The sequence below is a fragment of the Sphingomonas xanthus genome, from assembly GCF_007998985.1.
In the GTDB taxonomy this organism is placed as follows: domain Bacteria; phylum Pseudomonadota; class Alphaproteobacteria; order Sphingomonadales; family Sphingomonadaceae; genus Sphingomicrobium; species Sphingomicrobium xanthum.
This window is the reverse complement of sequence record NZ_CP041659.1, coordinates 1266898-1292500: the sequence shown is the minus strand read 5'-3', so window position 1 is coordinate 1292500 and position 25603 is coordinate 1266898. Positions and strand designations below refer to the sequence as shown.

Sequence of the window (25603 nt, the reverse complement as noted above, 5' to 3'; positions counted from 1 at the left end):
ATCAGCGTCTTCGCCGAGGTGGACCGGGTCGGCAGGACGTCGATGGCAATCCGGATCGAGGTCGTCGCGACGCGCGATCGCGGACGGACCGAGAAGAAGGTAACCGAGGCGATCTTCACCTTCGTCGCGCTGGATGAACAGCACCGACCGCGTCCGGTGGACCAGGGCGAATAAAGCGAGGCCCTCGGCGACGCGGTCGCCAAGGGCCTCCGCTATTATCCATCCGCCTAGAAATCGATCTGGAAGCGGGCCTGAACGGTGTCGACGCCGTAGCGTCGCTGGTCGATCGGCTTGGCCGAATCGGGCTTGACGGACGCCGCAAACGGGCCACCTTCGATGGAGGCATGCGAGTAGTTGATCAGCACCCGCATATAATCCTCGGGGATCCAGGTTATGCCCGCGAGGAACCCGAGTTGGCTTCCGCCTTTCGCAAGCTGCGATGACGAGCTGGTGCAGCTCAAACCAGTCACGAAATTGTTGGTGCAGCCATTCTTGAGCTTGTTGGACGCCAGATCGAGATAGTCGATGCGGCCGATAAGCTGGAACGCCCCCGATCCGCCCTTGCTGAGCGGTTTGAGGACCTTCGTCCGATCCCAAGTTCCGTTTTTGTAGCCGCGCGTTTCTCCGGTCAGGAAATAGCCAACCTCGAAATAGCCACCCCAGAAGCTCGGGTTTCCGTCGGGGACATATTGCGTTGCAGAACCGAACAGGTCGAGCACGTCGTCCGGATCATCAACGGCAATCGCGTCGAAGGCGTTATAGGCGTTTGCTGTTAGATACTGTCCCTCGGCCGCGACATGCAGCGACTTGAAGATCCCCGCGGCTTCCAGCCCGATGATGTCGTCGCTCTTGGCCGCGAAATTGCCGGTATCGACAAATCGGACGTCCGTCAGCTGGCTGAATGGACGGGCTCGGTAGCGGGCTAGCTGGTTGGTGGACGGCCGGCCCGACGACGACGATGCCGTAGTGCCGTTATTGGATTGGAATTCCCGGTGCTGGTAATTGGCGCCGAAGTGCAGCTGGTTGCCGCCGACCAGCGGCGAGTAGACAGCGCGTGCGGCCCCGATCCAGCCGTCGTCGTCGAAACTGCTGTCGATCGAATGGGCTGCCCAAAGACCGGCATTCAGCCTGAGTTCGTTCGACTTGGCTACATAGCCTAGATTAATACCGATGCGGCGCGTGTTGATGAAGGCATCGTCAAATGCAGCGCGTTCGATAAAGCTGGAGAAGCGCGAGCTCGACTGCTGTTCCAGGCCGTTATTGGTCTCCTGGTTGCCGATCGCGACGGTGAACGGCGCATTGGCTGGCGAATATGTCAGGATGACGTCGCCAAAGCCGACACTGCCGCCGGCAAAATCCATTTCCGCCTTGTAGCCGAACCCGCCGGGAATGGTGCCTTCCGCACCGAGCCGGATGCGGCGTGCGCGAGTGTTGAACCCGAGGTTGCGCGTGACGATTGCGTCATTCGGGTTGTTAACCGCGCCCACGTCGTACTGAATACGGCCGCGCGGCTTGAAGGTCCAACCGGCGGCCTTGTCCTCGAGCTGAGGAGCGCCTTTCCAGCTCGGCGTCGCCTTCGCCTGGGCACTCTGGATCTGAGCAATTGATTCCTGGAGCGCTTCGACCTGTGCCTTCAGTAACGCGATCTGTGCCTGTGCTTCATCAAGTCCTTGGGCATTGGCGATCGTCGAATCCGCGACGGCGTCTGACGTATCTGGCTCTGCGCCAGTCTCTTGCGCATGAGCAGTGTGGCTGATCAGCAAGGCGCTGCTGGCCAGCAACGCCCGGACGATGGAATTCGTCTTCATGGTCTGTCCTTCCCCCCGACCCCGTCATGGGGCGGCTGCGTGCCGCCCCAATGGACGGCACGCATTTCATTTTTGTGACTGGATCTACTTCAGCTCGGCAAACTTGACCGGGGTCAAAGTCCGCGCTGCCCGTTGTGGACGAGCCCGGACCGGTGCGGGCGCTACAACTAGGCCATGAGACACCATATAGCCCTTGGGCCCGACCGCGCTTTCCTTGGTGATCTCGGCAACGAACGCGCGAATGGCCGGAATGGCGGGCGCGTGGGCATTCTTCACATAAATATAAAGCGGCCGCGCGCCCGGATACTGGAACGACGAGATGGTCTGGTAGGTCGGAGCGACTCCATTGATGGAGACGCCTTTCAACTTCGAGCCATTTTCCTCGAGGAAACTGTAGCCGAACAATCCTAGGGTGCCCGGATTGCCTGCCAGCTTCTGGACGATCAGATTGTCGTTCTCGCCGGCCTCGATGTAGGCACCGTCTTCGCGCACTGCGGTGCAAATCGCCTTGAACTTCGCTTCATTCGACTTTTTGAGAGCTGCGACACCGGCATTGGCTTCGCATGCAGGCGTCAGTAACAATTCGCCCAGCGCATCGCGCGTGCCCGACGTTGGGGGCGGGCCGTAAACGCGAATCGGCAAGGCCGGGAGCCTCGCATTGACATCCTTCCACGTCTTTGACCGGTTTGGCTTTCCGAAAGGTGTCTTGGCGATCGCCATATAGAGGTCGCGTTGGGTAAGCCCCACAAGCGGAGTGCCCTTGGCAGTCGCCACCGCCACGCCATCGAGGCCGATCTGGATTTCGGTGACATCTTTCACACCGTTGCTGGCGCAAAGCTTGGCTTCAGAGGCCTTCATGCGTCGCGAAGCATTGGAAATGTCGGGGAAGCGTTCGCCAATACCGGCACAGAAGAGTTTAAAGCCCGCTCCGGTGCCGGTCGATTCGATGATCGGCGTACCCAGCCTGGGATTCGCCCTCGCGACTCGTTCCGCGGCAAGTTTGGCGAAGGGGTAAACAGTCGAACTGCCAACCGCGCGCAGGCTGCGAGCGTCGGCCGCGGCAGATGTGGTGGAGAGTGCCACGGCAAGCATGGCTCCTCGCGTGAACTTAGAGTGCATATCATCGATCCCACTTGGCGGGCAGGGTTGCCGCGCTGACCCAGGGGATTTACCCAGGGACGGGGACGAGATCGTTACGCTGGCTTGACGAATTTATGACAGGACCGGCAGGCATCATGCCCGCCGGTCCTGAAACGTTCTGCCGGCAAAATCAGGCGATGGACGCCTCGTCGCTTCCCGCTCCGGCTGCCGGCTTACGGGTCCTGCGGCGCGGCTTGGGAGCTTCGGGCTCATCGCTATCGTCGGTACCGATTGCCGGTGGCAGAACCCCGACCGCGATCTTCTCGTCGCCGTCGTCATCCTTTTCGGCATCACGGCGCGCGCCATTGGCTCGCTGCCGGTCGGGACGTTCTGGGCGGTCGCCGCGTTCGAACCGTTCTCGGCTGCGCGGGCGGCGCTGGCGGGTGTCACCCTCGCCGTCATCATCACCATCATTGTCGGCGCTGACCTCGTCGTCGCCGTCGATGTCATCGTCATCATCGTCGCGGCGGCGGCGATTCGACTGCTGTTCCTCGTAGCGCGACCGGGTCTCCTCGAGGACGCGGAAATAATGATCCGCATACTGGAGATAATATTCGGTCTGGACGCGGTCACCGGCGAGCTGCGCGTCGCGCGCCAGGCTCTTGTATTTCTCAAGGAGCTGGGCGGCGTTTCCACGCTGCCGGTTATCCTGGCGATTGCCGCCTGCATTGCCAGTCATCCCTTGGGGACGCTGTCCACCGCGGCCACGCCGGCGGCCGCCCTGACGATTATTGATCAATGTAACTTCCCTGTCGCACCGGCGCCGGCAAGGCCGGTCGCCATGATCTTCCTTCCCTAGGAAGTGTGGTCCCGTCGCGGCAGAACCGGCCTGCGCCCATCATTGGCGCAAGTCGACCCTCCCTTGCCGTCAAACACCTCTGGTGCGTGGGCGGCGATGTCGTCGGGGGTCGGCGGCGGGGGCGCATCATTTTCGTGAGAGCGGCCCCGTCCCTGCCCCCCGATGTAACGGGCAGCTTCGAAAATTCCAAGCCTTTTCCTTTAAAACCTAAATCAGCAGCGCCCGAGGCCGCCCGGCAAGGTCGTAAACCAGGCGCGGTTGAAGCCCCTCCGCGGCGAACAGCCTGGCCGCACTATCGGCCTGGTCGAAACCGATTTCGATCACCGCCAGTCCACCGGGCGCCAGCAACCGGGCGATCTGGGGTGCAAGGCGGCGATAATCATCGAGCCCATCCGGCCCGGCGAACAGCGCTTCGGCCGGTTCGAAGGCCGCGACTCCAGGGCCCGTTTCGGCGCCGGTAGCGATATAGGGAGGATTGCAAAGCAGCAGATCGAATCGCTGGCTGATCCCTGCCGCCCAGTCTCCCTGCTTCAAGGTGATCCGGCCAGCCAAGCCGAGTCGCCGGGCGTTGCGCGCTGCATAGTCGAGCGCGATCGGCGAGGAATCGATGCCCAAGCCGGACGCATCAGGCCACTGGTCGAGCGCCGCAAGCAGCAGCGTGCCCGGCCCGGTGCCAAGGTCGAGGATTGTTTCCGGCCCCTTGCTGCCTGCGAAATGGTCAAAAGCCGCGGCGATCAATGTTTCACTGTCGGGCCGCGGGACGAGCACGCCCGGCCCTACCTCAAGGTCGATCGTCCAAAAGGCACGCCGGCCGAGGATATATGCAACCGGTTCGCCCAATCGGCGCCGTTCCACCAAGGGCATGAAATTGGGCGGAGCCCGTCCTCGGGGATCGTTGAGCAGCAAAGCGTCGCGTTCGATCCCGAGCGCAGCCGCCATCAGTAGTTCGGCGTCGAGCCGGGGCGTGTCGCTACTGGAAGTGAGCATTTCCGTCGCGCGCCCTAATGCGCGCGGGATGCTGGTCACGCCTGCTCGAGCCCGGCCAGGCGCTGCGCCTCGTCCTCGGCGACCAGCGCCTCGACCAGTTCGGCCAACCCCGGACCTTCAAGGATAGCATCGAGCTTGTGCAGCGTCAGGTTGATCCGGTGGTCAGTCACGCGTCCCTGCGGAAAATTATAGGTGCGGATCCGTTCCGAACGATCGCCCGATCCGACCATCGACCGGCGCGCGCCGGCGCGTTCCGACGCAAGCCGCTCGCGCTCAAGCTCGAACAGGCGGGTGCGCAGCACCTTCAGCGCCTTTGCCTTGTTCTTGTGCTGCGACTTTTCGTCCTGCTGGATGACGACCAGCCCGGTCGGCAAGTGGGTGATGCGCACCGCGCTGTCGGTGGTGTTGACCGACTGGCCGCCCGGCCCCGACGATCGATACACGTCGATCCGCAGATCCTTGTCGTCGATCTGCACGTCGACGTCCTCGGCTTCCGGAAGCACCGCAACGGTTGCGGCCGACGTGTGGATTCGCCCCCCGCTCTCAGTTGCAGGAACGCGTTGAACCCGGTGAACGCCGCTTTCGAATTTGAGCTTAGCGAACACGCCCGCCCCGGCAATCGACGCGACCGCCTCCTTATACCCGCCGACATCGCTGGCCGAAGCGCTGATCAGTTCGAACTTCCAGCCCTGCTCTTCGGCGAAGCGCTGGTACATGCGCAGCAAATTGCCCGCGAACAGCGCGGCCTCGTCGCCGCCGGTCCCGGCGCGCACCTCAAGCATCGCCGCACGCTCGTCGGCCGAATCCTTGGGGAGAAGCTTCACCGCCAGCGCACGCTCGGCGAGCGGAAGCTTTGCCCTGATCTCCTCGGCCTCTATCGCCGCCATCTCCTTGAGTTCCGCTTCTGCGCTGGAATCGGCTGCGAGGCCGGTCAGCACTTCTAGCTCGGCCCGGAGGCGGCGGACTTCGCGCGCGGCCGCGGCGACCGGCTCGATCTGAGCATATTCCTTGCTCAGCCGGACGAAATCTTCCGGCGCGAGGTCAGGCGCGGCCATGGCTTCGGCCAGGTCATTTTTCTTGGTCTCGATCGACACAATGCGATCGAGACTGATCGCCTTCATCGTCCGATCTCCGACGCCAGCAGGTCGAACGCGACGGCGCGCTGCTCGCCGCTCGCCAGATCCTTGAGCTGCGCTTCGCCAGCTTCCAATTCGCTGTCGCCGATGATGATCGCGAAGCGCGCGCCCGAGGCATTCGCCCGCTGCATCCGCTTCTTCATATTGCCCCTGAGCCCCAGATCCGCGGCAATGCCCGCGCGGCGCAGGTCGGCGATCAGAATCGCGGCGCGTCGCTCGGCCGCCTCGCCCATCGGCACGATGGCGGCGTCCGGTCGCTCCGGTTGCGGCGCGTCGATCATCATCGCTAGCCGCTCGATCCCCGCAGCCCAGCCGACCGCCGGCGTGTGCGGCCCCCCCAAGGTCTCGATCAGCCCGTCATAGCGACCACCAGCAAGCACCGTGCCTTGGGCGCCAAGCGTGTCGGTGATGAATTCGAAGGCGGTATGGCGATAATAATCGAGCCCGCGCACCAGCCGTGGCGCCCGTTCCCAGCGCACGCCGGCGCGATCGAGGCCTTCGGTCAGCTCGCCGAAAAATTCCGCCGCCTCGGCAGTCAGAAATTCGTCAATGGTCGGCGCGCTGTCGACGATTGGCCAGTCCTGGTGCGCCTTACTGTCGAGAATCCGAAGGGGGTTCCGATCCAGCCGGGTCCTGCTGTCCTCGCTTAGAGCCGCGACATTGGCGGCGAAATGTTCATGCAATGCATTGCGCCACGCCGCCCGCGTCGCCGGATCGCCCAGTGTGTTGAGCTTGAGGATCGCAGTCTCGCCAAGGCCGAGCTCCTTCAGCAGCTGGTCGGCGAAGGCGAGCAGTTCGATATCGGCCTGTGGCTCGGCCGGGCCGATAATCTCCGCATCGAGCTGGTGGAATTGGCGAAAGCGGCCCTTCTGCGGCCGCTCGTAGCGGAACGCCGGTCCATGGGTCGCGACCTTTAGCGGAATATGCTGCTGCCAGCCCTCGCTCAGGAATGCGCGGGCGATCCCGGCCGTGAATTCCGGGCGAAGGGTGACCTGCTCCCCGCCTTTGTCCTCGAAGCTGTACATTTCCTTCGACACGACGTCCGTCGTCTCGCCCATCGTCCTGGCGAACACCTGGGTTTGCTCCAGCACAGGCACTTTGACCCGACGGAAGCCGTAAAGACGGCGGACGCGATCGAAGGCGGCGACCACTTCATGGAAGCGGTCAGCCTCTTCTCCCAGCAGGCTTTGCATGCCCCGAACGGACTGCGGCGTGGAACTCATGGTCGCCGCGCATAGCATTTTTGCGTTTGCAGGGAAGCGCTGGACGCTTAATGGCCGCGCCATCATGAACATCGACCTGATTCCCGCGGGTTCCAATCCCCCGCATAGCGTCAACGTGCTTATCGAAGTCCCCATCGGCGGCGAGCCGGTGAAATATGAGTTCGACAAGGTCAGCGGCGCAATCTTCGTGGACCGCATCCTGCATACGCCGATGCGCTATCCGGCCAATTATGGATTCATTCCGCAAACGCTGTGCGATGACGGGGATCCGCTCGACTGCCTGGTGATGACCCGCTGGCCGCTGATCCCCGGCTCGGTGATTCGCGCCCGTCCGGTCGCGGTGCTGTTCCTCGAGGACGAGGCGGGCGGCGATGAAAAATTGCTTGCCGTGCCCGAAACCACGACCTCGCCCTACTATGCCGACGTGATGGAGGGCACCGACCTGCCGGCGATCGTGCTTCAGCAGATCGAGCATTTCTTCACCCACTATAAGGACCTTGAGGCCGAAAAGTGGGTCCGAATCGGGACATGGGGCGATGCCGCGGCTGCCCAGAAAGTCGTCACCGATTCGATTGCCAAGGCCGACGCCGCGAAAATCTAGTCCGGTCGGCGTCCTCCGCCGCCCCGCTGAAAAAAGCGGACCGGGATGAACAGCTTCCTGAAGGTGATCGACACGGTCCGACCGATCGGCTCAAGCAGAGCCGGCTGGTAGCGGAGCGGGGTGGAGCCATTGGCGTCCCGTACCTTGGGCCGGGCATCGAACAGATTGTCGATATCGAGCCGGACCGAGCTGCCGCGAAGGAAAGGATGTTTGGCGACCAGGTCGAGCCGCTCTCCGAGATTGGCGAAGAACCTGAGGTCGATGTCCGCGTAGGGCGAAAAGCGCAGGTCACCGGCACTGCTCTCGACCCTCGTCCCGCTGCGCCAGTTTCCCTGCAGCCGGGCACCAAGCCCATTATTGTAATAGCCGGCCTCGACCTGCAGTTCGTGATTCGGACGGCCGCCGGTTGTCCCGACCGCTTCGCCATCGAGATAGTCGAGCTTGGGCAGGCCCTTGGCGATTGCCACCTCGTCGACGAGGTTGAGCTGGTGGGTGAAGGACAAGGTCAGCCGACCGCCACGGCCGCGGCCAAATGGTCCTCCCCCGCCGCCGCCGCCGAAGCGTGGACCGCCATCGCGCGCACCGGAGGGCGGGCTCGCCGCTGGCCGCTCCGAACCCTCGGCGCTAGGCGGCGGCGTCGCGCCAGTTGCAACAGGCGGCGCCGTTCGCTCCGGCGCGGTCTGCCCGGATGCTGCCCGGCGGGCCGCGAACTGGCTGCGCAGCGCATTGATCGTTTCTGGCGATGGGGGTGCGGTTTGCAGCGTTTTGGTGAAGTTCAGTCCCCAGCGCAGCGTTTCGCGGCGCGATTTCAGGAAATTGACCGGGGTAAGGTCGACGCGCACCAGCCGGCCGTCGGGGTCGCGTTCGAACCGGTCGGGGAAAGCATCCTCCAGCGCTTCGCTGGCGGCGGGAAAGCTGCCCTGGGGCCGATCGATCGCTTGCCAGACATATTCCGCGCGCAGGCGCAGGTCGGTCTCCTGGAAAGGCTGCCAGTTGCCGCCGACCTTGAAAACATTGCGGCGGTCCGCGTCGAGATCGGGATTGCCGCCGGTCTGCGTCGTCAGAAAGACGGTTTCGCCGCGACGATAATCGAAAAAGGCGACGCCCGGCGTATCGACCAGCGGGTCGCCGAGTTGCTGAAGCGTCGGGGCGCCCTCCTCGCGGGTCCAGCTGGCGTTAACGTTGAGCCGTTCAGCCGGCGACCAGTTCAGCCCCGCGCCAACATTCGTCAATGTTCCGAAATCGCTGAGCTGAAAAAGTCCAAAATTGGCATTGGCCGAAAGCCGGCCAATCGATGAACTGCGCCGGGTAATCGGAAGGTCCAGGCTGATGGAGGCCTCGCCGCTGTCGCGGCCAAGGTCGGACTCGCTCAGTTGGCCGCGCCGCGTTGCACGGCTTTCAAGGTCGGCGCTCCCCAGAGCCGCTTTCAATGTCATATTGGCGTCCCCGGCGGGAAGCTTGAGGACCGGGCCGGTGAGCGTTCCATCCGCGGTCAGCGAGCGGCGAATCGCGCGACTATGGTCGTCGGGGAACAGCGAAACGGGCCCAAGATCACCCCTGGGATCGAAAGTCGGGTCGTTGGCGTCGAGGCGGTCCTGCTGCGCTGCCAGGTCCAAGCCCCGCTCGGTGTGGCCCTTGGTTCGCGACAATTCGGCATTGGCGGTCGACGACCAGCGCCACTTACCCGCCATGCCATTAAGCGCACTGCCCAGCCGGATCGCTTCGGTGGTCGTTTCCCGGGTCAGCCTGCTGTCCTCGACTGCGCGCACGATCTCGTCGCCGTCATCGTCGAGCGTTCCCGTCGGTACGCCAAAGTGCGAGCGGCTATGCTCTTTCTCGACTTCGCCGTTGAAGGTCGCCGAGACATCGCCGAGGATCATCCGATTGGCAGCGCCGGTCAGGCGAACGTTCTGGCGCGCGCCGACCAGGGTCCGAAACGGCCGCGGATCGACAGCGTCGGTATCCGGGGCCACCGGATCCAGCGCGATGGCACGTTCATCCTCGTACAGCGCGGTGTTGCCCTCGACGTGAAGGTTGACCGACGTACGCTGGCCTTCGCTGATCAACAGGCGGGTCGCGTCGGCCTGGCCACCCGCATAATCGCCGCTCGTCGCCGACTGCCCACGGACCTCTGCGGTGGTCGAGTTGAAGCGCCGCCGAAGGACGATGTTCACCACTCTCTGGTCGGCGGCATAACCATATTTAAGCGCGACCTCTTCGGGCAAGATTTCCATACGTTCGATCGCTTCGGGAGGCAGGTCGCGGAGCTCCCGGAAGCCCGACACGCGCTGGCCGTTGAGCAACAGGATCGGCCGTCCGCTGGCCCGGCCGCGCGCACTGCCCGTCTGGCTGGCGACCGCGGCCAGAAGTTCGTTGATGCTGGTCGCGCCGGTAGAGCGAATGTCGCGGCTGTCGAGGACGTTTTCGGCGGGGATATCGCCGATGACCGAGCCGCGCGGCTTCTGGCCGACCACGACGATCTCCTCGCCCTCTTCCCCCGTCAGGGGATCGATCGATCTCGGCTCAGCCGGCGATCCGGCCTGCGATCCGGGTGCCGCTTCCTGGGCCGCGGCAGCGACCGGCGCGGTGCTGGCCAAGAGGATGGAGATGAAGGTGGATACTTCTGACATTAACAGCGAACTCACAATGAACGGGGAAGTGCCGCTGGGCTTGCTGGCCCCGGATGAAGCTAAAGTGACTGACGCGAATCATTCGACGAACCGGCACGCCCACCCTGACCAACGGCGGGAAACGGCTCAGGCGGTCAGCTTCAGGGCCATGATGCAGGCGACCACGCCAAGGATCAGGAGCAGGCGGATGGTCGTCGTTGGTTCATCAAAAAAAGCCATGCCGACCAGAACGGTCCCGACCGCTCCAATCCCGCCCCATACGGCATAGGCGGTGCCCATCGGAATCTCCCGGGCCGCGACCTCGAGCAGTCCCATGCTGAGCGTGACGGAAGCCAGGAAAGCCAGCGTCCACGGGACATTTCTGAACCCCTCGACGAAACGCAGCGCGGTGGTGAAGCCGACTTCGAAAAAGCCGCCGAGTATGAGGTAGAACCAGGCCATCGTCGCTCCCTTTGCGTCACGCCGTTTCGAGCGGGTGCTCGACCTTGCCGGGGCGGGCAGCAATCCAGCAGCCGGCGATGATCGCGACCGCCCCAGCCAAGGTCCACAGCGAGGGAATTTCGCGGAAGAAGATAAAGCCGAACAGGGCCGCCCAGGGAAAGCCCGAATATTCGCTCGTCGACAAATAGCCGGCGCCCGCCCGAGCATAGGCCCAGGCCAGCCCCAGCATTCCGCAGATCGACAGCAGGGTCGCCAGCAGCAACGCCGCAATCTCGCTCTTGGGGAAGGGCGGCGCACCGAACGGAATGGCAATCAGCCAGAAACCGATGCCGGCAACGGCAAAATAGTAGAAGGCGATTTCGAGCGGCTGCGCGTTCATCGACTGTTTTCGCATCAGCAGGATGTTGAAGGCATAGAGCGTTGCAGACAGCAGGATCGAAAGACTGCCAAGCATGGCGTCGCGTCCGAGGTCGGCCTGGGCCTGGCCGATGAAGATCGTAATTACGCCAATCAAGGCAAGCAGCGAGCCGGCGACAAGCCGCGGTCCGATCGTTTCCCCCAGCAGCGGTCCGGCAAGAATGAGCGCAAGCAGCGGGGCGACGAACGCCAGCGCGATCGCCTGCGCCATGGGCACATAGGTCAGCCCCCAAAAGAAGGTCAGGCTCATCGGGATCATCAGCCCGCCACGGATGAGGTGCAGGCGCAGCGCCAACGGTGACGGGCGGGTCGGGCGGGTCAGCCAATAGGCCAGGCCGACGACTGGGGTTGCCAGCAGCGCGCGCCAGGCCAGCGCGGACATCGCGCCATAATCGAGGCTTACGGCCTTCATCGCAGCGTCCATCGCCGACAGAAATCCGACGGCGATGATCGCGGCAGCGAATGCGGCGAGGGGGTTTTCATGGCGGTCCATGCCGCGGCGTTAGCCGATTATTCGGCGGCGTCGAGACCCTGTTCGACCAACGCCTGCGCCTCGATCTCGGCAGCCTTTTGCTCGACCAGTTCGACGATATGGTCGACCATGTCGGCATCACGCACATGGTGGTCGGTGACGCCGGAAAGGTAGACCATATGCTTGCCGCCGCCGCCGCCGGTAATACCGATGTCGGTTTCGCGCGCCTCGCCCGGGCCGTTGACCACGCAGCCGAGCACCGACAGCGACATCGGCGTCTTGATGTGCTGCAACCGCTCCTCAAGGGTCTGCACCGTGCGGATCACGTCGAAACCCTGCCGCGCGCAACTGGGGCAGGATACGACCCGGACCCCGCGGTTGCGGATACCGAGCGCCTTGAGGATCTCATAGCCGACGCGCACTTCTTCCTCCGGCTCGGCGGACAGAGAGACGCGGATCGTGTCGCCGATCCCGGCCCACAGCAGGGACCCGATACCGACCGACGATTTGACCGTTCCGCCGACCAGTCCGCCGGCTTCGGTGATCCCGAGGTGGAGCGGGCAGTCGACCGCATCGGCCAGTTGCTGATAGGCGGCGACGGCGAGGAAGACGTCGGAAGCTTTTACCGCGACTTTATATTCGCGAAAATCATGGTCCTCGAGCAGCCGGATATGGTCGAGCGCGCTTTCGACCAATGCTTCCGGGCAGGGCTCGCCATACTTCTCGAGCAGATTCTTCTCGAGACTGCCGGCGTTGACGCCGATCCGGATCGCGCAGCCATTGGCCTTGGCCGCATTGACCACTTCGCGAACCCGTTCGGCCGACCCGATATTGCCAGGGTTGATGCGCAGGCAGGCCGCGCCCGCGTCTGCCGCCTCCAGCGCGCGCCGGTAGTGGAAGTGGATATCCGCGACGATCGGGACGTTGGCGGCACGGACGATCTCACGCAGTGCCGCGGTCGATTCGACGTCCGGGCAGGACACCCGGATGATGTCCGCCCCGGCTTCCTCGCAGCGGCGAATCTGGTCGATGGTCGCACGAGCATCGCAAGTCGGCGTGTTGGTCATCGTCTGGACTGTGACCGGCGCATCGCCGCCCACGGCAACGTCGCCGACCATGATCTGCCGAGAGCGGCGGCGCTCGATGGTGCGCCACGGACGAATTGAGGACATGGCGCCCATATAGACGCTCCTCGTGACAAGCCCAAGGGGCCCACCGGGATTCGACCTTGGTTAACCCATCATGCTAATAGGGGTTAAAGGGAAATCGAGCCGGGGGTCTTGATGGCCGAGATTGCCCAATTGTCGCGACCTGCGAGGAGCGCCCCACACCGCTCCCGCCGCGCCACGCCTCGGCAACGCTACATGGCGTTCCTCAGCTACAGCCACAACGACAGCGCAACCGCCGAATGGCTCCACGAATCGCTGGAAAGGTTCAAGGTCCCGCCGCGCCTTGTCGGCCAACTCACCTCCCAGGGCGCGATCCCGCGCAGGCTGACCCCGATCTTTCGGGATCGCCAAGAACTCGCCGTGTCGAGCGACCTTGGGGAAGAGATCGAAGATGCGATCGCCGGATCGAGGTTCTTGATCGTCCTTTGTTCGCCGGCCGCTGTCCAGTCGCGATGGATCGATGAGGAAATCGCCTGTTTCAAACGCCTTAACGGCGAAGACCGGGTCATTGCCGCGATCGTCGAGGGAGAGCCCTTCGCCAGCGATATGCCCGGTCATGAGGCGGAGGAATGTTTTCCGCTGTCGCTACGGACCCATTATGATCGGCGCGGGCGCCCCACCGATCAGCGGTCCGAGCCGATTGCAGCCGACCTTCGCGAGGGCGGCGATGGCCGCAAACTTGGCCTGCTCAAGATCGCTGCAGGCTTGCTCGGAGTGGGACTTGACGATCTTGCCCAGCGCGATGCGCAGCGGCGGCATCGGCGCCAGTCGCTCATCACGGCCGCCTCTATCGCCGGCATGATCGTTACCGGAGGGCTTGCCTACACCGCGATCGAAGCGCGCGACGAAGCCCATTTCCATAGCCAGGAAGCCGACAAGCTGGTCGGGTTCATGCTCGGCGACCTTCGTGAAAAGCTTGCGCCCCTTGGGCGGCTCGATCTCATGGATTCGGTCGGCGCCCGGGCGCTCGCTTATTATGAAGGACAGAATAAGGGATCATTGTCCGACGCTGCCCTGGCCCAACGGTCGCGGGCGCTGACCTTGATGGGTGAGATGGCGCAGGCTCGGGGCGACCTCGATGGCGCGTTACGGCGCTATCGCGAAGCGTTGAACGGCACGGCAGAGGCGCTGCGCCGCGAGCCCGACAATCCGCGGAACCTGTTCAACCATGCGCAGAACGTCTTCTGGGTCGGATATATCGATTATCTTCGCGGCGACTTAGAGAAGGCAGCGGCGGCCTTTCGCGATTATCGCGTCCTCGCCGACCGGATGGTCGAACTGGAACCGGGCAACCAGGATTACCAGCTGGAGCAGATTTACGCCGAAACCAATCTGGGTACGGTCCTCATGGACCAGCGGCGCTACCGCGATGCTGCCGCGACCTTCCAGCGGCTGATGGAACCGGTCGAGGCGCTGGTCGTCAAAAATGCGCGCGATCCGGAGTTTCAGATCAAGCTGATCAACTCGCTGGCCTGGCTTGCCGATGCGAGGGAGTTTTCCGGGCAGATCGACGACGGCATCGCGCTCAGGCAGCGTCAACTGGGTCTGATCGCCGAACTTTGGGATCCGGATAAGCCGTCAACCGCGCTGCGCCGTGATGAGATGACGGCGCGCAGGGCGGTGGCCCGGATGCTGTCCTACCGTGGGCGAATGCCGCAATCGATCGACCAGGCCCGGCAGGCCGCAAAGCTTGTCGACTGGCTGATGCGGACCGAGCCCAATAACACCGAATGGATGCAAGCGGGGGCGCAGACCAATTTCGACCGTGCAGCGCTGGAGCTGGCGGCAGGCAATGCCGCCGGTGCGCGCAGCGCCGCGGATTCGGCCTGCGCGGCATCAACCGCACTGCTTGCACGCGACCGAAGCGTGACGATGTGGCGGACCACCCTTCAGCTGCGGTGCGCGAAGATTAAGGGGCTGATCGCGCTTCACCTGATGAACTCAGCCGAAGCGCAATCGCAGGCTCGCCGTGCGCTTACCATCGCGCGCGGGGAAGAAAAACCAATCGAGCGGGGCCTGGCTATCGCGGAATCGGAAATGCTGCTGAGCCACGCACTGGCCATGGCCGGGCAGGCAAGCGGCGCCAGGGCCGCCAACCAGCGCGCGCTGACGGCATGGCCGACCGATATCGAAGAACAGCCGCGGGAGATCGCCAATCGTGCCCTGCTGCTCCGGCAACTGGGCCGAGCCGAGGAGGCCAACCGCCTAGTCCAGCGCCTTGCGGCGATGGGATTCCAGCACCCCAGTTACACAATGGTTCAACGACCAGTGCGCGTGTGATGAGGAGCAGAGTTTGAGGAGGAAAAGATGGAAGCAGCTGAAGCGGATATCGTCGATCGGTCGAGCGTGAAGCCCGTCCAGGTCACCATCTACGCTTTTAGGATCGATGACGAGATATTGTTCGATCATCGATGGAAACGGCAGGGCGATAGCGGAAACAAAAAAGGCAAGGTCATTATCCCGGCCGAAGAGGCCGATGTGCCGATCCATTTCCAGCTTCGCGATGAAAGCGGCGCGCACTTGCAGTTCCTGGACGATTGGCAGGACGCGATTTGGGTGGCGCTCGACGGCTGCCCCACCGGAACAGGCAACGGCGGCCAGATCAAGGACGGGGAGAGCAACAGAAATTTGTTGAAGGTTGTGGACGCCAATAGCGGCTCGGCCTGCACGCTCTACTATTCCTTATGGTTTTCGGGTGACGAGGTCGGCGGCCAGTCGCGCTTCGAATATGATCCCGAGATCCGCAACGGCGGCGGAGGTCAGTTCCACTAGTGAACAGGGCAGTGGGCGTGATGCCGGGGGATCAGCAGGACGCTGCGTCGCACGGTCCGCCAAAGCCGCCCTTTGCCTTTCGTCTTGGCGTAACCGGCCACCGCAGCGCGTCGCTTGGCGCGTCCGCTGCAACGGTCGAAACCCGTATACGGCAAGTCGTCGAGGAGGTCGGCAGGGCCGCACACCGGCAATGCGATGAGAACCGACACTGGTTTGCCGACCAACGCCCATGCCTGACGCTCGTGTCCCCGCTCGCCGATGGGGCCGACCAGATCGCCGCAATGGCGGGGCTTGAGCGGGGCTTTTCGCTGCAGGTAATCATGCCTTTTTCCCGAGAAGTGAGCCGGGCCGAAGTCGACGCCCGCTCCCGGTCCGATTTCGACCGGCTGATCGATGCAGCCGGCGGGATCCTGGAATTGCCGGGCGACCCGCAGCGACCGCTGGATGCCTATGTGATGGCCGGGCGAGCCACCGTTGCCCATTCTGACCTGTTGATTGCCGTTTGGGACGGCGAGGTTCCCCGCGGCCGCGGCGGCACGGGCGAAATCGTCGAACTGGCAATGGGCCGCGGCACACCCCTGGTCCATATCCCCATTGCTTCGGACCAGCCCATCACCCTGCTGTGGAGTGCCTACGACCCGGCGGTCGTCACCGTCCATAGCGGCGATGTCGACCGGCGGCCCTATAATGCTGCCAATCTCGACGCACTCTTGGCTTTGCTGGTTGCACCGCCGCAGGACAGCCGGGAGCGCGATTATCTGGCGACCTTCATCGCCGAACGGCAGCATCGGTACCGTGCTCGGATCGAATATCCACTTCTTCTGGCGACCGCGGGGGTCGGGCGGTTCGACGCCAAGGATTTCCGCGAGGAGCGCTCCTCGGTCCTGCGCGAGCAGGAGTGGCGCCGCTACACGGAGGCCTGTCTTAAGCCGCACGGCTTCACCATGGCGATCGACCTGTTGGGGACTACCCACGGCTGGGCCGACCAGTTGGCGACCCATTTCGCGCAAAATTACCGCAGTGGTCATGTCCTCAATTTTACCCTGGCGGCGATGGCGGTGCTGGTCGGACTGAGCGGCTTCCTGTTTCCCAAGGCCCAATTGGGCCTTGCCGCCTTCGAATTTCTCCTCGCCCTCCTTATCATCGTTAACACGCGGGTCGGCGTGACCCGGCAATGGCATCGGCGATGGCTTGATTATCGCCAGCTCGCGGAACGATTGCGACCGCTGCGCAGCCTCAAACTCCTCGGCATCGCGGCGCCCGATCCGCCGGGCAGCGTCACCAATCCTGTCGCCCGCCGCTGGATCGAATGGTATTCGTCGGCGATCTGGCGGGCCGTTGGGTGCCCCGCAGGCACCGCCAAGGCCGACATGGCCGGTCCAATCGCCCGGGCGATCGCCGAGCAGGAGCTTGACCCGCAGGTCGCCTATCACCAGTCGCACAGCAAGCAGATCCAATTGCTCGATCACCGGCTTGAGCGGGTCAGCATCGGCATCTTTTGGGTTACCCTGGCTGCCTCGGCCGCGACCATCGCTGCACTGGCATTAGCTCCCCACTGGTTCGAACGGTGGCAGGACTGGCTGACCCTGATTTCCGCGGGGTTGCCCGCGGTCGGCACCGCGGTCTTCGGCATCCGGTTCCAAGGTGATTTCGGGGGAAGCGCGCTCCGTTCCGAAGCAACCGCCGCCTCGCTCGCGGTGCTGGCAAGAGAACTTCGAACCGACGGCATCGAACTGCCGCGGGCAGCCGACCTTGGCGAACAGGCCGCGCGGGCGATGTTCGCGGACCTTAGTGAATGGCGGCTGGTCCATGAACAGCATGACCTGACAATCAGCGGCTAACCCGGCCTAGCTTTTCAGGTAAGGAAGGTCATGCCGAATCGTTTCATGCTGATGCTCGCCGCGCTGGTCGCGTTGCTTGGCTTTGCCCGTCCCGCCGGGGCCTATTGGGAATATGGCCATGAAAGCGTTGCCCGGATCGCCTGGCTGCAGATGAGCGCCCAAAGCCGCAGCCAGGTCGCTTCCCTGCTGAGGCAAGGCAAGCTTCTGGAGACGCCGGACTGCCCGGTGACGACATTGGAGCAAGCCAGCCTCTGGGCCGACTGCATCAAGCCGCTCGGCGACCGGTTCGGCTATGCATTCAGCTGGCATTACCAGAACGTCGACATCTGCAAGCCATTCGATCTCAAGGCGGCTTGCAAGGACGGCAATTGCGTGTCCGTCCAGATTGAGCGGAACGCCCGGCTGCTCGCCGACCGCGGTGTGCCCACACGCGAGCGGCTGATGGCCCTGGCCTTCCTTGCCCATTTTGTCGGCGATCTCCACCAGCCGATGCATGCCGGGGACCACCAGGACCTCGGCGGCAACCGCGTCGCCGCCAATTATGGAATCATCGGCGGGCGCACCAACCTTCACGGAATCTGGGACGGCTGGCTTGCCGAGCGGGCGATCAGCACGCCGCCCGCCGGCCCGGCGGCTATGCTGGCGCAGGTCCCGCAAGCCGAGCGCATCCAGGTTAGCCGGGGCACGGTCGAGGAGTGGAGCCGAGAGATGTGGGGCAAGGCGCGTGACCTTGCCTATAAGACGCTTCTGACCGACCCCTGCGGTGCCGAACCGCCCGAACGGCCTGTCCTCGGGGAAGCTGAGGTCAATGTCCTCATCCCCGAAGTAAAACGCAATGTCGTCGCGGGTGGCATACGGCTTGCCCGGCTAATCGACGACGCCCTGATCCACGGCAAGGCGCCAGGCCAACGCTAGCGCCGCACGAACGCTGCGATCGCGTCGGCAATCCCGGGCGCCAGCGGCAGCGACGCGTCCCCATAGCTGGCCATGTTCGCGGCGCGATCGGTGCCTGCGGGTATCTTCAGAACATGATTGGCCCCGGCAATCAGGCTCAACTTCGCATCGGGTTTCGCCGCCGCCAGCGCATCCGCATCGGCGCGCGCGATCTGCAGATCGGCTTCGGCGTGGATCACGAGCAGCGGCACATCCAGCGACGCGGCGAGCCTGGCCGGATCGTGCGAAAGCAGGTCGCGCAAATAGGGTTGCACCTGCTCATTGAACAGCGGGAGAAGCGCAGGATGGAGACTTGCCGGATCGACCTGCTTGCCCGCTTCGATTGAATCGACCGCGGCGAGCGCCTGGTCGAGCAGCGGAGCATTATTCGGATTGGCCTTGAGCTGTTCGCGTAGCGCGATACCGACCGGCCGTCCGGGGGCCGCCAGCGCGATCACGCCGCAAATGCCGGCACTGTCCTGCGCAGCCTTCAGTGCGACCAGCCCACCTTCACTATGACCGGCGATCCATAGGCAGGAACTGCTGCTCCTGGTCCTGATCGCGCCGATCCAGCTGCGCACATCCGCCGCATAGTCGGCGATCGTCACCTGATTCGCATTGGCAAGTGCGTTCTTGCTTCCGAACATGCCGCGCTTGTCGACGCGAACGCTGCTGACGCCCCGCTCGGCAAGGGCTTCGGCCAACAGGCGGTAGCTTCCGGCGGTCACTCCCAACGGGCTGTTGCCGTCGCGATCGGTCGGTCCGGAACCGGGTATGATCAGCACGACCGGACTTCGCGCCCCGGCATCGATAAAGGTTCCCGCGAGTGGTCCGGACGGACCGGGCGCAGTCACCGGCGTCGACGTCGCCGCGGTCGCGGCCAGCAACAAGGTCAGCATGACTATTCCTCTGCTCCCCAACGCCAGCGCCAACCGCCCCGTGTGGTCCTTGCGGCGACAATGACCAACGCTGCAGCCGCCGGTAACACTATCGCCAGCGCCAACTGGGGCCGATCGCGAAACAGCAAAGCCGACCCCAGCACCACGACCAGGAACAGCGACAGGATCAGCCATCCCTGCCAAGCGATCGGCAACCCGGCGCCGAAACCGTAGCGCTTCGGCGCAAACCATTCAGGACCTTCACGCATCGCCCTGCCCCTGCGGCGGGCGCCCGCGGCGGACTTGCAGCGGCGCCTCCAGCTTCACCCCGCGAGCTTTCAAGGCCTCGCGCAATAGACATTCGACTTCGGCATTGACGCTTCTGAGGTCGGAGGCGGCGCAGCGCTCAACCGCTGCCCACAGGGCAGGATCGACCCGTAACGGGTAAGCCTTGCGCTCGCCGCCCATCAGACCGCCCTACTGGTACAGCGTACCGGTGTTGACGACCGGCTGCGTATCGCGTTCGCCGCACAGCACGACCATGAGGTTGGACACCATCGCGGCGCGCCGCTCGTCGTCGAGATGAACGACATTCTTTTCGCTCAGGGCTTCCAAAGCCATTTCGACCATGCCGACCGCGCCGGCGACGAGCGTCTGGCGAGCGGCGACGACCGCCTGGGCCTGCTGGCGCCGAAGCATCGCCTGGGCGATTTCCGAGGCATAAGCGAGGTGGGTGAAGCCGCATTCGTCGACGGTAATGCCGGCGACCGCCAGCCGGGCCCGAAGCTCGGTCTTCAACTCGGCCGCCACCTCGTCGAGATGTCCGCGCAGCGTAACTTCCATATGTTCGAAATCGTCATAGGGATACCGCGCACCGATCGCGCGGATCGCGGCCTCCACCTGGACCTTCACGAATTCCTTGTAATCGTCGACATCGAACAGCGTCTGCGCGGTGTCGACGACGCGCCAGACGATCTGAGCCGCCATCTCGATCGGATTGCCGCGCAGGTCGTTGACCTTGATCTTGTCGGAAATGAAATTGTGCGAGCGGACCGAAATCTTGTGACGCATCAACCAGGGCAACACCCAACGCAGGCCGGTCGTCCGGTCGGTACCCTTATAATCGCCGAACAGCGTAATGGCCGCCGCCTGGTTTGGCTGCAGCATGTAGAATCCGCTGACCACGAACAACAGCACGATCGGCGCCGCAACCACCCCGATAATATGCAGCATGGTTTCCTGGTCCCTTGCCAGGCCAGCAATGCTCCAGACCTGCACGACTATCGCCAGCAGCAAGATCAGCAGCATGACGTAGCCGCTCGCCGAGGATGCCTGCCGCTCGCGGCTGGCATTCAGCGCGAGTACCTCTGAGACACTCATGAATCCCTCCCTTTTATTTGATATCAGATTTATATCATCGTGCCGCGTCTGGCAACTGGAATCGGCGCGCCACCCGCGCTAGGGCCGGACGATGAGCTGGAAATTGGTCATTCATGGGGGATCGGGCGCGATGCGGCCCGGAAAGTTGCCGCCTGAACAGGACGAAGCGGGGAGGGCCGGACTCGCAGCAGCGCTGGAGGCAGGGGAAAGAATCCTGGCGCCGGGTGGCAGTGCGCTGGACGCGGTCGAGGCCGCGGCGAGGGTGTTAGAGGAAGACCCATGTTTCAACGCCGGGCGCGGAAGCGTGCTTGCCCACGACGGCCATGTCGAACTCGACGCGGCAATCATGGACGGGCGCGACCGTCGTTGCGGAGCGGTCGCCGGGATGCGGTCAACCCGCGCCCCGATCAGCGCCGCGCGAGCAGTGATGGAGCTAAGCCAGCACGTGCTGATGAGTTATGAGGGGGCCGATGATTATGCCCGCGAAGTCGGGCTGGAGCAGGTCGCCAACCGATGGTTTCAGACGCCTGAGCGGCGGCGCCAGCTCGACGAACTGCTCGCCAAAGGCAGCGATGCATTCGACACCGACATCAAATATGGGACGATCGGCGCCGTGGCGGTCGACGCAAAGGGCCATGTCGCCGCCGCCACCTCGACCGGGGGCCTCACGGCCAAGCGCTGGGGCCGGATCGGCGACTCGCCCCTGATCGGCGCCGGCACTTATGCCGACGATCGCGCCGCCGCGGTGAGCGCGACGGGCCTGGGCGAAATCTTCATTCGTGCCGCAGCGGCCCATGAACTGTGCGCACGGGTGCGGCTCGGTGGAGCCGGGTTGCAGGCCGCGCTCGATGCCGTACTTGCCGACATCAAGCAGCTGGGTGGCAACGGCGGCCTGATTGCGGTTTCGCCGAGCGGCGAGACCGCCCTCGGCTTTACGACGCCCGGCATGTATCGCGGCATCGCCAGCGCCGACGGCCGGAAGGTCGCGATCTACGATCCGGAATCGGAGCGATAGGGGAGCATTTCGCGCGCCACGGCCACCTCCTGCCGGACCAACGTGCGCTCACGCTTCAGGAATTCGTTGACCGCCGACCGGAATGAGGGGTTGGGCAGGAAATGGACCGACGGTGTCACCACCGGCTCATAGCCTCGTGCCAGCTTGTGCTCGCCCTGCGCACCGGCCTGGATGCAGGCGAGGCCATGGCGGCAGGCAAAGTCGATCGCCCGATAATAGCTGAGCTCGAAATGGAGAAAGGGACGATCGTCGATCGCGCCCCAATAGCGGCCGTAGAGCGTGTCGCCGCCGACAAGGTTGAGTGCGCCGGCGATCGGCCGGCCATTGTCGAGCGCGAGGAACAACAGCGCCGATTCGCCCATCGCCGCCCCGGCCTGTTCGAAGAATGCGCGGCTAAGATAGGGCTGCCCCCATTTGCGCGCTCCAGTGTCCTGATAGAAGTGCCACATCGCATCCCAGTCGGCGGGCGCGATCTCCGCCCCGCGGCGTTCAACGATTTCCAGTCCCTCAACGGCCTGTCGCCGCTCCCGCCGGATTGCTTTGCGCTTGCGGCTGGCAAGCGCGTCGAGAAAATCCTCGAAGCTGCGGTACCCCCGGTTGAACCAGTGGAATTGAATTCCTTCGCGGCGCAGCCACCCACGCGCTTCGGCGGCAGTGCACTCTTCCTCCCGCAGGAAGGTGATGTGCCCGGATGATAGCTGATTTTGTCTGACCACCGTTTCCAGCGTCGCCAGCAGCGCGTCCCGGTCGTTGCCCAGCAAGCGCGCCCCGACGCATGGCGTGAAGGGCACAGCCACCTGAAGCTTGGGATAATATTCTCCTCCGGCCCGCATCCAGGCGTCGGCCCAGCCATGGTCGAACACATATTCGCCCTGACTATGCCATTTGAGGAAGGCCGGCGCGGCAGCGATTGGCCGCCCGTCGCGCTCCACGAAAATGGGCATTGGCGCCCAGCCTGTACCGGGTCCCACGCTCGCCGAGCTCTCGAGCAGCGAGAGGAAGGAATAGCGGAGAAAGGGGTCCGATTGACCCGCCAACATCTCCCAGCGCGCGGGATCGATCGCCGCGAACGATCCGGCGATATTCGCGGCAAGGTCAGTTTCGCGGTCGGCCATCGCCCTCCCAGATAGGCGCGTCCGCATGAACGCGCACCATTTCAAGTTCATCGGCGGTGCGGACGGTCCAGCTATAGACTGGCATGAACGATCGGTTGCGGGCGACCCAGCCTTGCCTGATCGCGCCGCAATCGACGGCCAGGAACTGTGGCCTTGCCCGGCGAAGGCAACGCCAGCGATCGAACGCCGAAGCCTTGCGCGACAGCACCAGACCGCGCCGGATGGCCGGCCTGTACCGGCCAATCGCCCTTGCGATGTCGGGGTTGAAGCTCATGACGCCGGCAACGCCTCGATAGGCGGCGACCGCCGCTCCGACAGCCTCGGCGATGCGGCGCACGTTGGCGCCGCGCGTTTTGACTTCGATGAGGACCGGCGCCCGGCCCCCCATCAGGTCGAGCAGATCGGCCAGCAGGGGAATACGCTGGTCGCTGTCCAACAGCCTTTGCGCCGTGATGATCGCCGCCGGGCTGGTTTCGATCGCCAGTGCGGATGCGCACAGGCGGCGCAGGTCATGATCGTGGAAAACCACCAGCTTGCCATCTTCAGCCAGCCGAACGTCGCATTCGATCCCGGCACCGATCGCCAGTGCGGCCTCAAATGCCGCCATGCTGTTTTCGGGGACCCCTGACCCGAACAGGCCGCGATGCGCGAAACCCGCCGGACCCGGATCGAGGGGATCAGTCCTTGACGGCGACGATCGCATCCACCTCGACCGCTACACCGAGCGGCAGGACCGGAACGCCAACCGCCGAGCGGGCGTGGCGGCCTGCTTCGCCGAAAACGTCCTGCATCAGTTCCGACGCGCCATTGGCGACTTTCGGCTGGTCGGTGAAGTCGCCGTGCGAATTGACGAACACCCCCAGCTTGACGATCCGCTCGACCCGGTCGAGCGAGCCAAGCGCAGCCTTGATCTGGGCCAGCAGCATGATGCCGCAGCGCCGCGCCGCCGCCTGGCCTTCTTCAAGCGACAAGCCTTCGCCCAGCCGCCCCTTGATCAGGCTGCCGTCCTGCGCGAACGAAATCTGGCCGCTGATGTGCAGCAGGCCACCGATTTCCACCGCCGGGACATAGGCGGCGACGGGGGCAGCAGCTTCGGGAAGGATGATGCCGAGTTCGGCAAGGCGTTGGTCGATGTTCATGCGGGGCGATTGCCCCGCCGATCGCGGTCCGTCAACCGCGATGGACTGCGAAACCGGCCCAACTCTGGCTGGTCGGCATAAGTTCGAGCGAGTTGATATTGACGTGCGCGGGCAGGCTAGCGACCCACCAAATCGTCTCGGCGATATCGTCCGCGGTCATGGGGTTCATGTCGGCATAGAGCGCGTCCGACGCCGCCTGGTCTCCTTGCGTCCGAACCAGCGTAAACTCGGTTTCGGCCATGCCCGGCTCGATCGAAGTGACCCGGACCCCGGTGCCGTGAAGGTCACAGCGCAAGCCAAGGCTGAACTGACGAACGAATGCCTTGGTGCCCGCATAAACCGCCCCGCCCCGATAGGGGTATGTCGCGGCGACCGACGACAGGTTGATCACCCCGCCCTTGCGATCGATCAGGCGCGGCAGCAGGTGCCGCGTCAACGCGACCAGCCCGTCGACATTGGTGGCGATCACCGTGTCGATCGGTTCCTGTTCGGCATCCTGCAAATTGCTCATCGGCGGCGCTAGGCCGGCATTGTTGAGCAGGAGGTCGATCGCCTGGAACTGGTCTGGCAATCCCGACAGCGCCGGCCCGAAATCTGCGATGCTCTGCATGTCGAGCATTAGCGGGTGGAAGCCCTCGCCCAGCTCGGCCGCAAGCGTGTCGAGCCGATCACGCCGACGGCCGGTGCCGATCACCTGCCAACCGTTGGCGATAAATTTCCGCGCGGTCGCTGCGCCGATTCCAGCTGTAACGCCGGTGATAAAAATGGTCTGGCTCATCGATCCTCCAGTCGGTCGAGCAGCCATTGGCAGGCAGTGGGCCAATCGTCGATCCGTGCGTGGGCGTCTTCGGCCGGCGGGACGGCCGGGGCAAGCCGCGGTTCCGCAACCATGTGCAGCCGGTGGACGTCCGGCGCATGCTTGGCGACCGACGCATGATGCACGGGAAGGTCGTCGACAAAGGCCGCTCGCGACGCTCCGAAACGGTCGACGATCGCCCGGGCGGGAATGCCCTTGCCTCCACGATTGCAAACCACCTCGTGGCGGATCCCATGCCGCTCAAGCTGTTCGACCCGCCAGCTGTGGGCCTGGTCCCCGATGTTCGTGAGGATGACGATGTCCGCCACTTCGGCGATGCGGCCCAGCGCTTCAAGTGCGCCGGGCACCAGCGTCTGGCGGTGCATCTCACCGCGAAAAAATTCCTCGAGAAGCGGCCAGACACGGTCCTCGGCAACCTGCTCTCCGCTCACCCGGTGGGTCATTGCGCTGCCAAAGCTGCCGGTCTCGAAGGCAAAGCGAATGTCGTGGACCTCGCCAAGCCAGGCATCGAAGTGCGACACCATGTGAAGGAGCACTTCGTCGCAGTCGGTAATCAGGAGGGGGCGGTTCATCATCGCTCCAGTTGCGATCGGGCAGCGACCAGGTCGGAGGGGGCAACGCCCATCGTGCCGGCAACCGCCAGCAGGTCCGGTTCATGATTTTCAAGGAACATCAGAACCGCCGCGAGCAGGCCGCTATCGCCGGCGCCGACGCGTTCGCGAAGGCCATCGGCATCGATCCCGGTGATGTCGAGGAACCGAACCGCGCGACGTTCGTCTGAAAGGGTCGCAGCAAGCGCGGCCAGGGCAAGCGCCTCGGCATCGACGAGCGGACGATTTGTGTGGTGGCTCAACATCGCCTAGGATTTCTGCAAGGGGGAAACGTTCGAG

Annotated in this window: 27 protein-coding genes (1 of these 27 cut by a window edge); 7 read left to right on the top strand and 20 right to left on the bottom strand. The window is 64.2% G+C overall.

What is annotated here, in order from left to right; all coding sequences use genetic code 11:
• Positions 1-174 carry the 3' end of an acyl-CoA thioesterase gene (locus FMM02_RS06520; RefSeq protein ID WP_147494095.1) on the top strand. It extends 207 nt beyond the left edge of the window, so only the last 174 of its 381 coding nucleotides appear in the window; the start codon falls outside the window, past its left edge; it ends in the stop codon at positions 172-174.
• 53 nt (positions 175-227) lie between these two features.
• On the opposite strand, the gene FMM02_RS06515 is transcribed toward FMM02_RS06520, so the two are convergent.
• From FMM02_RS06515 to hisS, 6 genes are all read right to left on the bottom strand, one after another.
• Positions 228-1808: a porin gene (locus tag FMM02_RS06515; protein WP_147494094.1), complete on the bottom strand. Its 1581-nt coding sequence runs from the start codon at positions 1806-1808 to the stop codon at positions 228-230.
• Between the two features lie 84 nt (positions 1809-1892).
• Positions 1893-2900, bottom strand: a complete 1008-nt coding sequence (locus tag FMM02_RS06510; protein WP_246104741.1) for a substrate-binding domain-containing protein — start codon at positions 2898-2900, stop codon at positions 1893-1895.
• A 178-nt stretch (positions 2901-3078) separates the two neighbouring features.
• On the bottom strand, positions 3079-3687 hold the full coding sequence (locus FMM02_RS06505; protein WP_187107713.1) for a DUF4167 domain-containing protein: 609 nt from the start codon (positions 3685-3687) through the stop codon (positions 3079-3081).
• A 267-nt stretch (positions 3688-3954) separates the two neighbouring features.
• Complete coding sequence (prmC, locus tag FMM02_RS06500) at positions 3955-4773, bottom strand: peptide chain release factor N(5)-glutamine methyltransferase (protein WP_425473599.1); 819 nt, start codon at positions 4771-4773, stop codon at positions 3955-3957.
• Positions 4770-5855: a peptide chain release factor 1 gene (gene prfA / locus FMM02_RS06495; protein WP_147494092.1), complete on the bottom strand. Its 1086-nt coding sequence runs from the start codon at positions 5853-5855 to the stop codon at positions 4770-4772. The genes prmC and prfA overlap by 4 nt, the downstream gene beginning before the upstream one ends.
• The gene (gene hisS / locus FMM02_RS06490) at positions 5852-7093 is read right to left on the bottom strand and encodes a histidine--tRNA ligase (RefSeq protein ID WP_147494091.1); all 1242 of its coding nucleotides are present in this window, start codon (positions 7091-7093) and stop codon (positions 5852-5854) included. The genes prfA and hisS overlap by 4 nt, the downstream gene beginning before the upstream one ends.
• A gap of 64 nt (positions 7094-7157) precedes the next feature.
• On the opposite strand from hisS, the gene ppa reads away from it, so the two are divergent.
• A complete protein-coding gene (gene ppa, locus FMM02_RS06485) occupies positions 7158-7694 on the top strand; it encodes an inorganic diphosphatase (RefSeq protein ID WP_147494090.1) in 537 nt (178 codons plus the stop codon).
• Here ppa and FMM02_RS06480 read toward each other — a convergent pair.
• From FMM02_RS06480 to ispG, 4 genes are all read right to left on the bottom strand, one after another.
• Entirely contained in the window at positions 7691-10324 is a 2634-nt protein-coding gene (locus tag FMM02_RS06480; RefSeq protein ID WP_147494089.1) for a TonB-dependent receptor, read from the bottom strand. The two genes, ppa and FMM02_RS06480, sit on opposite strands and share 4 nt — an antisense overlap.
• Positions 10325-10450: 126 nt before the next feature.
• On the bottom strand, positions 10451-10765 hold the full coding sequence (locus FMM02_RS06475; RefSeq protein WP_147494088.1) for a DMT family transporter: 315 nt from the start codon (positions 10763-10765) through the stop codon (positions 10451-10453).
• A gap of 16 nt (positions 10766-10781) precedes the next feature.
• Positions 10782-11675, bottom strand: coding sequence for a DMT family transporter (locus FMM02_RS06470; protein ID WP_147494087.1), 894 nt, complete (start codon positions 11673-11675; stop codon positions 10782-10784).
• 17 nt (positions 11676-11692) lie between these two features.
• Positions 11693-12826, bottom strand: a complete 1134-nt coding sequence (gene ispG / locus FMM02_RS06465) for a flavodoxin-dependent (E)-4-hydroxy-3-methylbut-2-enyl-diphosphate synthase (protein ID WP_147495001.1) — start codon at positions 12824-12826, stop codon at positions 11693-11695.
• A gap of 111 nt (positions 12827-12937) precedes the next feature.
• On the opposite strand from ispG, the gene FMM02_RS06460 reads away from it, so the two are divergent.
• From FMM02_RS06460 to FMM02_RS06445, 4 genes are read left to right on the top strand one after another with little or no spacing between them, the layout of a single operon-like run.
• Positions 12938-15103, top strand: a complete 2166-nt coding sequence (locus FMM02_RS06460) for a toll/interleukin-1 receptor domain-containing protein (protein ID WP_147494086.1) — start codon at positions 12938-12940, stop codon at positions 15101-15103.
• Between the two features lie 27 nt (positions 15104-15130).
• Positions 15131-15595 (top strand): hypothetical protein, encoded by a 465-nt coding sequence (locus tag FMM02_RS06455; RefSeq protein ID WP_147494085.1) that lies wholly within the window; start codon positions 15131-15133, stop codon positions 15593-15595.
• Positions 15595-17436: a hypothetical protein gene (locus FMM02_RS06450; RefSeq protein WP_147494084.1), complete on the top strand. Its 1842-nt coding sequence runs from the start codon at positions 15595-15597 to the stop codon at positions 17434-17436. The genes FMM02_RS06455 and FMM02_RS06450 overlap by 1 nt, the downstream gene beginning before the upstream one ends.
• 30 nt (positions 17437-17466) lie before the next feature.
• Positions 17467-18351, top strand: coding sequence for a S1/P1 nuclease (locus tag FMM02_RS06445; RefSeq protein WP_246104739.1), 885 nt, complete (start codon positions 17467-17469; stop codon positions 18349-18351).
• On the opposite strand, the gene FMM02_RS06440 is transcribed toward FMM02_RS06445, so the two are convergent.
• The 4 genes from FMM02_RS06440 to FMM02_RS06425 are packed head-to-tail and all read right to left on the bottom strand — an operon-like array spanning position 18348 to position 20627.
• Entirely contained in the window at positions 18348-19268 is a 921-nt protein-coding gene (locus tag FMM02_RS06440) for an alpha/beta hydrolase (protein WP_147494083.1), read from the bottom strand. The two genes, FMM02_RS06445 and FMM02_RS06440, sit on opposite strands and share 4 nt — an antisense overlap.
• 2 nt (positions 19269-19270) lie before the next feature.
• Complete coding sequence (locus FMM02_RS06435; RefSeq protein ID WP_147494082.1) at positions 19271-19516, bottom strand: hypothetical protein; 246 nt, start codon at positions 19514-19516, stop codon at positions 19271-19273.
• Positions 19509-19715 carry a type II toxin-antitoxin system antitoxin gene (locus tag FMM02_RS06430; protein WP_147494081.1) on the bottom strand — a complete coding sequence of 69 codons (207 nt, stop codon included), beginning with the start codon at positions 19713-19715 and terminating at the stop codon, positions 19509-19511. The genes FMM02_RS06435 and FMM02_RS06430 overlap by 8 nt, the downstream gene beginning before the upstream one ends.
• A gap of 9 nt (positions 19716-19724) precedes the next feature.
• The gene (locus tag FMM02_RS06425; protein WP_147494080.1) at positions 19725-20627 is read right to left on the bottom strand and encodes an SPFH domain-containing protein; all 903 of its coding nucleotides are present in this window, start codon (positions 20625-20627) and stop codon (positions 19725-19727) included.
• A 91-nt stretch (positions 20628-20718) separates the two neighbouring features.
• On the opposite strand from FMM02_RS06425, the gene FMM02_RS06420 reads away from it, so the two are divergent.
• Positions 20719-21642, top strand: coding sequence for an isoaspartyl peptidase/L-asparaginase family protein (locus tag FMM02_RS06420; protein ID WP_147494079.1), 924 nt, complete (start codon positions 20719-20721; stop codon positions 21640-21642).
• Here the strand turns inward: FMM02_RS06420 and FMM02_RS06415 are convergent.
• The 6 genes from FMM02_RS06415 to FMM02_RS06390 are packed head-to-tail and all read right to left on the bottom strand — an operon-like array spanning position 21618 to position 25569.
• Complete coding sequence (locus FMM02_RS06415) at positions 21618-22757, bottom strand: GNAT family N-acetyltransferase (protein ID WP_147494078.1); 1140 nt, start codon at positions 22755-22757, stop codon at positions 21618-21620. The two genes, FMM02_RS06420 and FMM02_RS06415, sit on opposite strands and share 25 nt — an antisense overlap.
• Complete coding sequence (locus tag FMM02_RS06410) at positions 22738-23460, bottom strand: glycerophosphodiester phosphodiesterase family protein (RefSeq protein WP_147494077.1); 723 nt, start codon at positions 23458-23460, stop codon at positions 22738-22740. Before FMM02_RS06410 ends, FMM02_RS06415 begins: the two co-directional genes overlap by 20 nt.
• Positions 23435-23896 (bottom strand): RidA family protein, encoded by a 462-nt coding sequence (locus FMM02_RS06405; RefSeq protein ID WP_147494076.1) that lies wholly within the window; start codon positions 23894-23896, stop codon positions 23435-23437. Before FMM02_RS06405 ends, FMM02_RS06410 begins: the two co-directional genes overlap by 26 nt.
• A 31-nt stretch (positions 23897-23927) precedes the next feature.
• Positions 23928-24674 carry an SDR family NAD(P)-dependent oxidoreductase gene (locus tag FMM02_RS06400; protein WP_147494075.1) on the bottom strand — a complete coding sequence of 249 codons (747 nt, stop codon included), beginning with the start codon at positions 24672-24674 and terminating at the stop codon, positions 23928-23930.
• On the bottom strand, positions 24671-25285 hold the full coding sequence (locus tag FMM02_RS06395) for an HAD family hydrolase (protein ID WP_147494999.1): 615 nt from the start codon (positions 25283-25285) through the stop codon (positions 24671-24673). Before FMM02_RS06395 ends, FMM02_RS06400 begins: the two co-directional genes overlap by 4 nt.
• Entirely contained in the window at positions 25285-25569 is a 285-nt protein-coding gene (locus FMM02_RS06390) for a DUF3572 family protein (protein ID WP_147494074.1), read from the bottom strand. Before FMM02_RS06390 ends, FMM02_RS06395 begins: the two co-directional genes overlap by 1 nt.
• Positions 25570-25603: the final 34 nt, after the last annotated feature.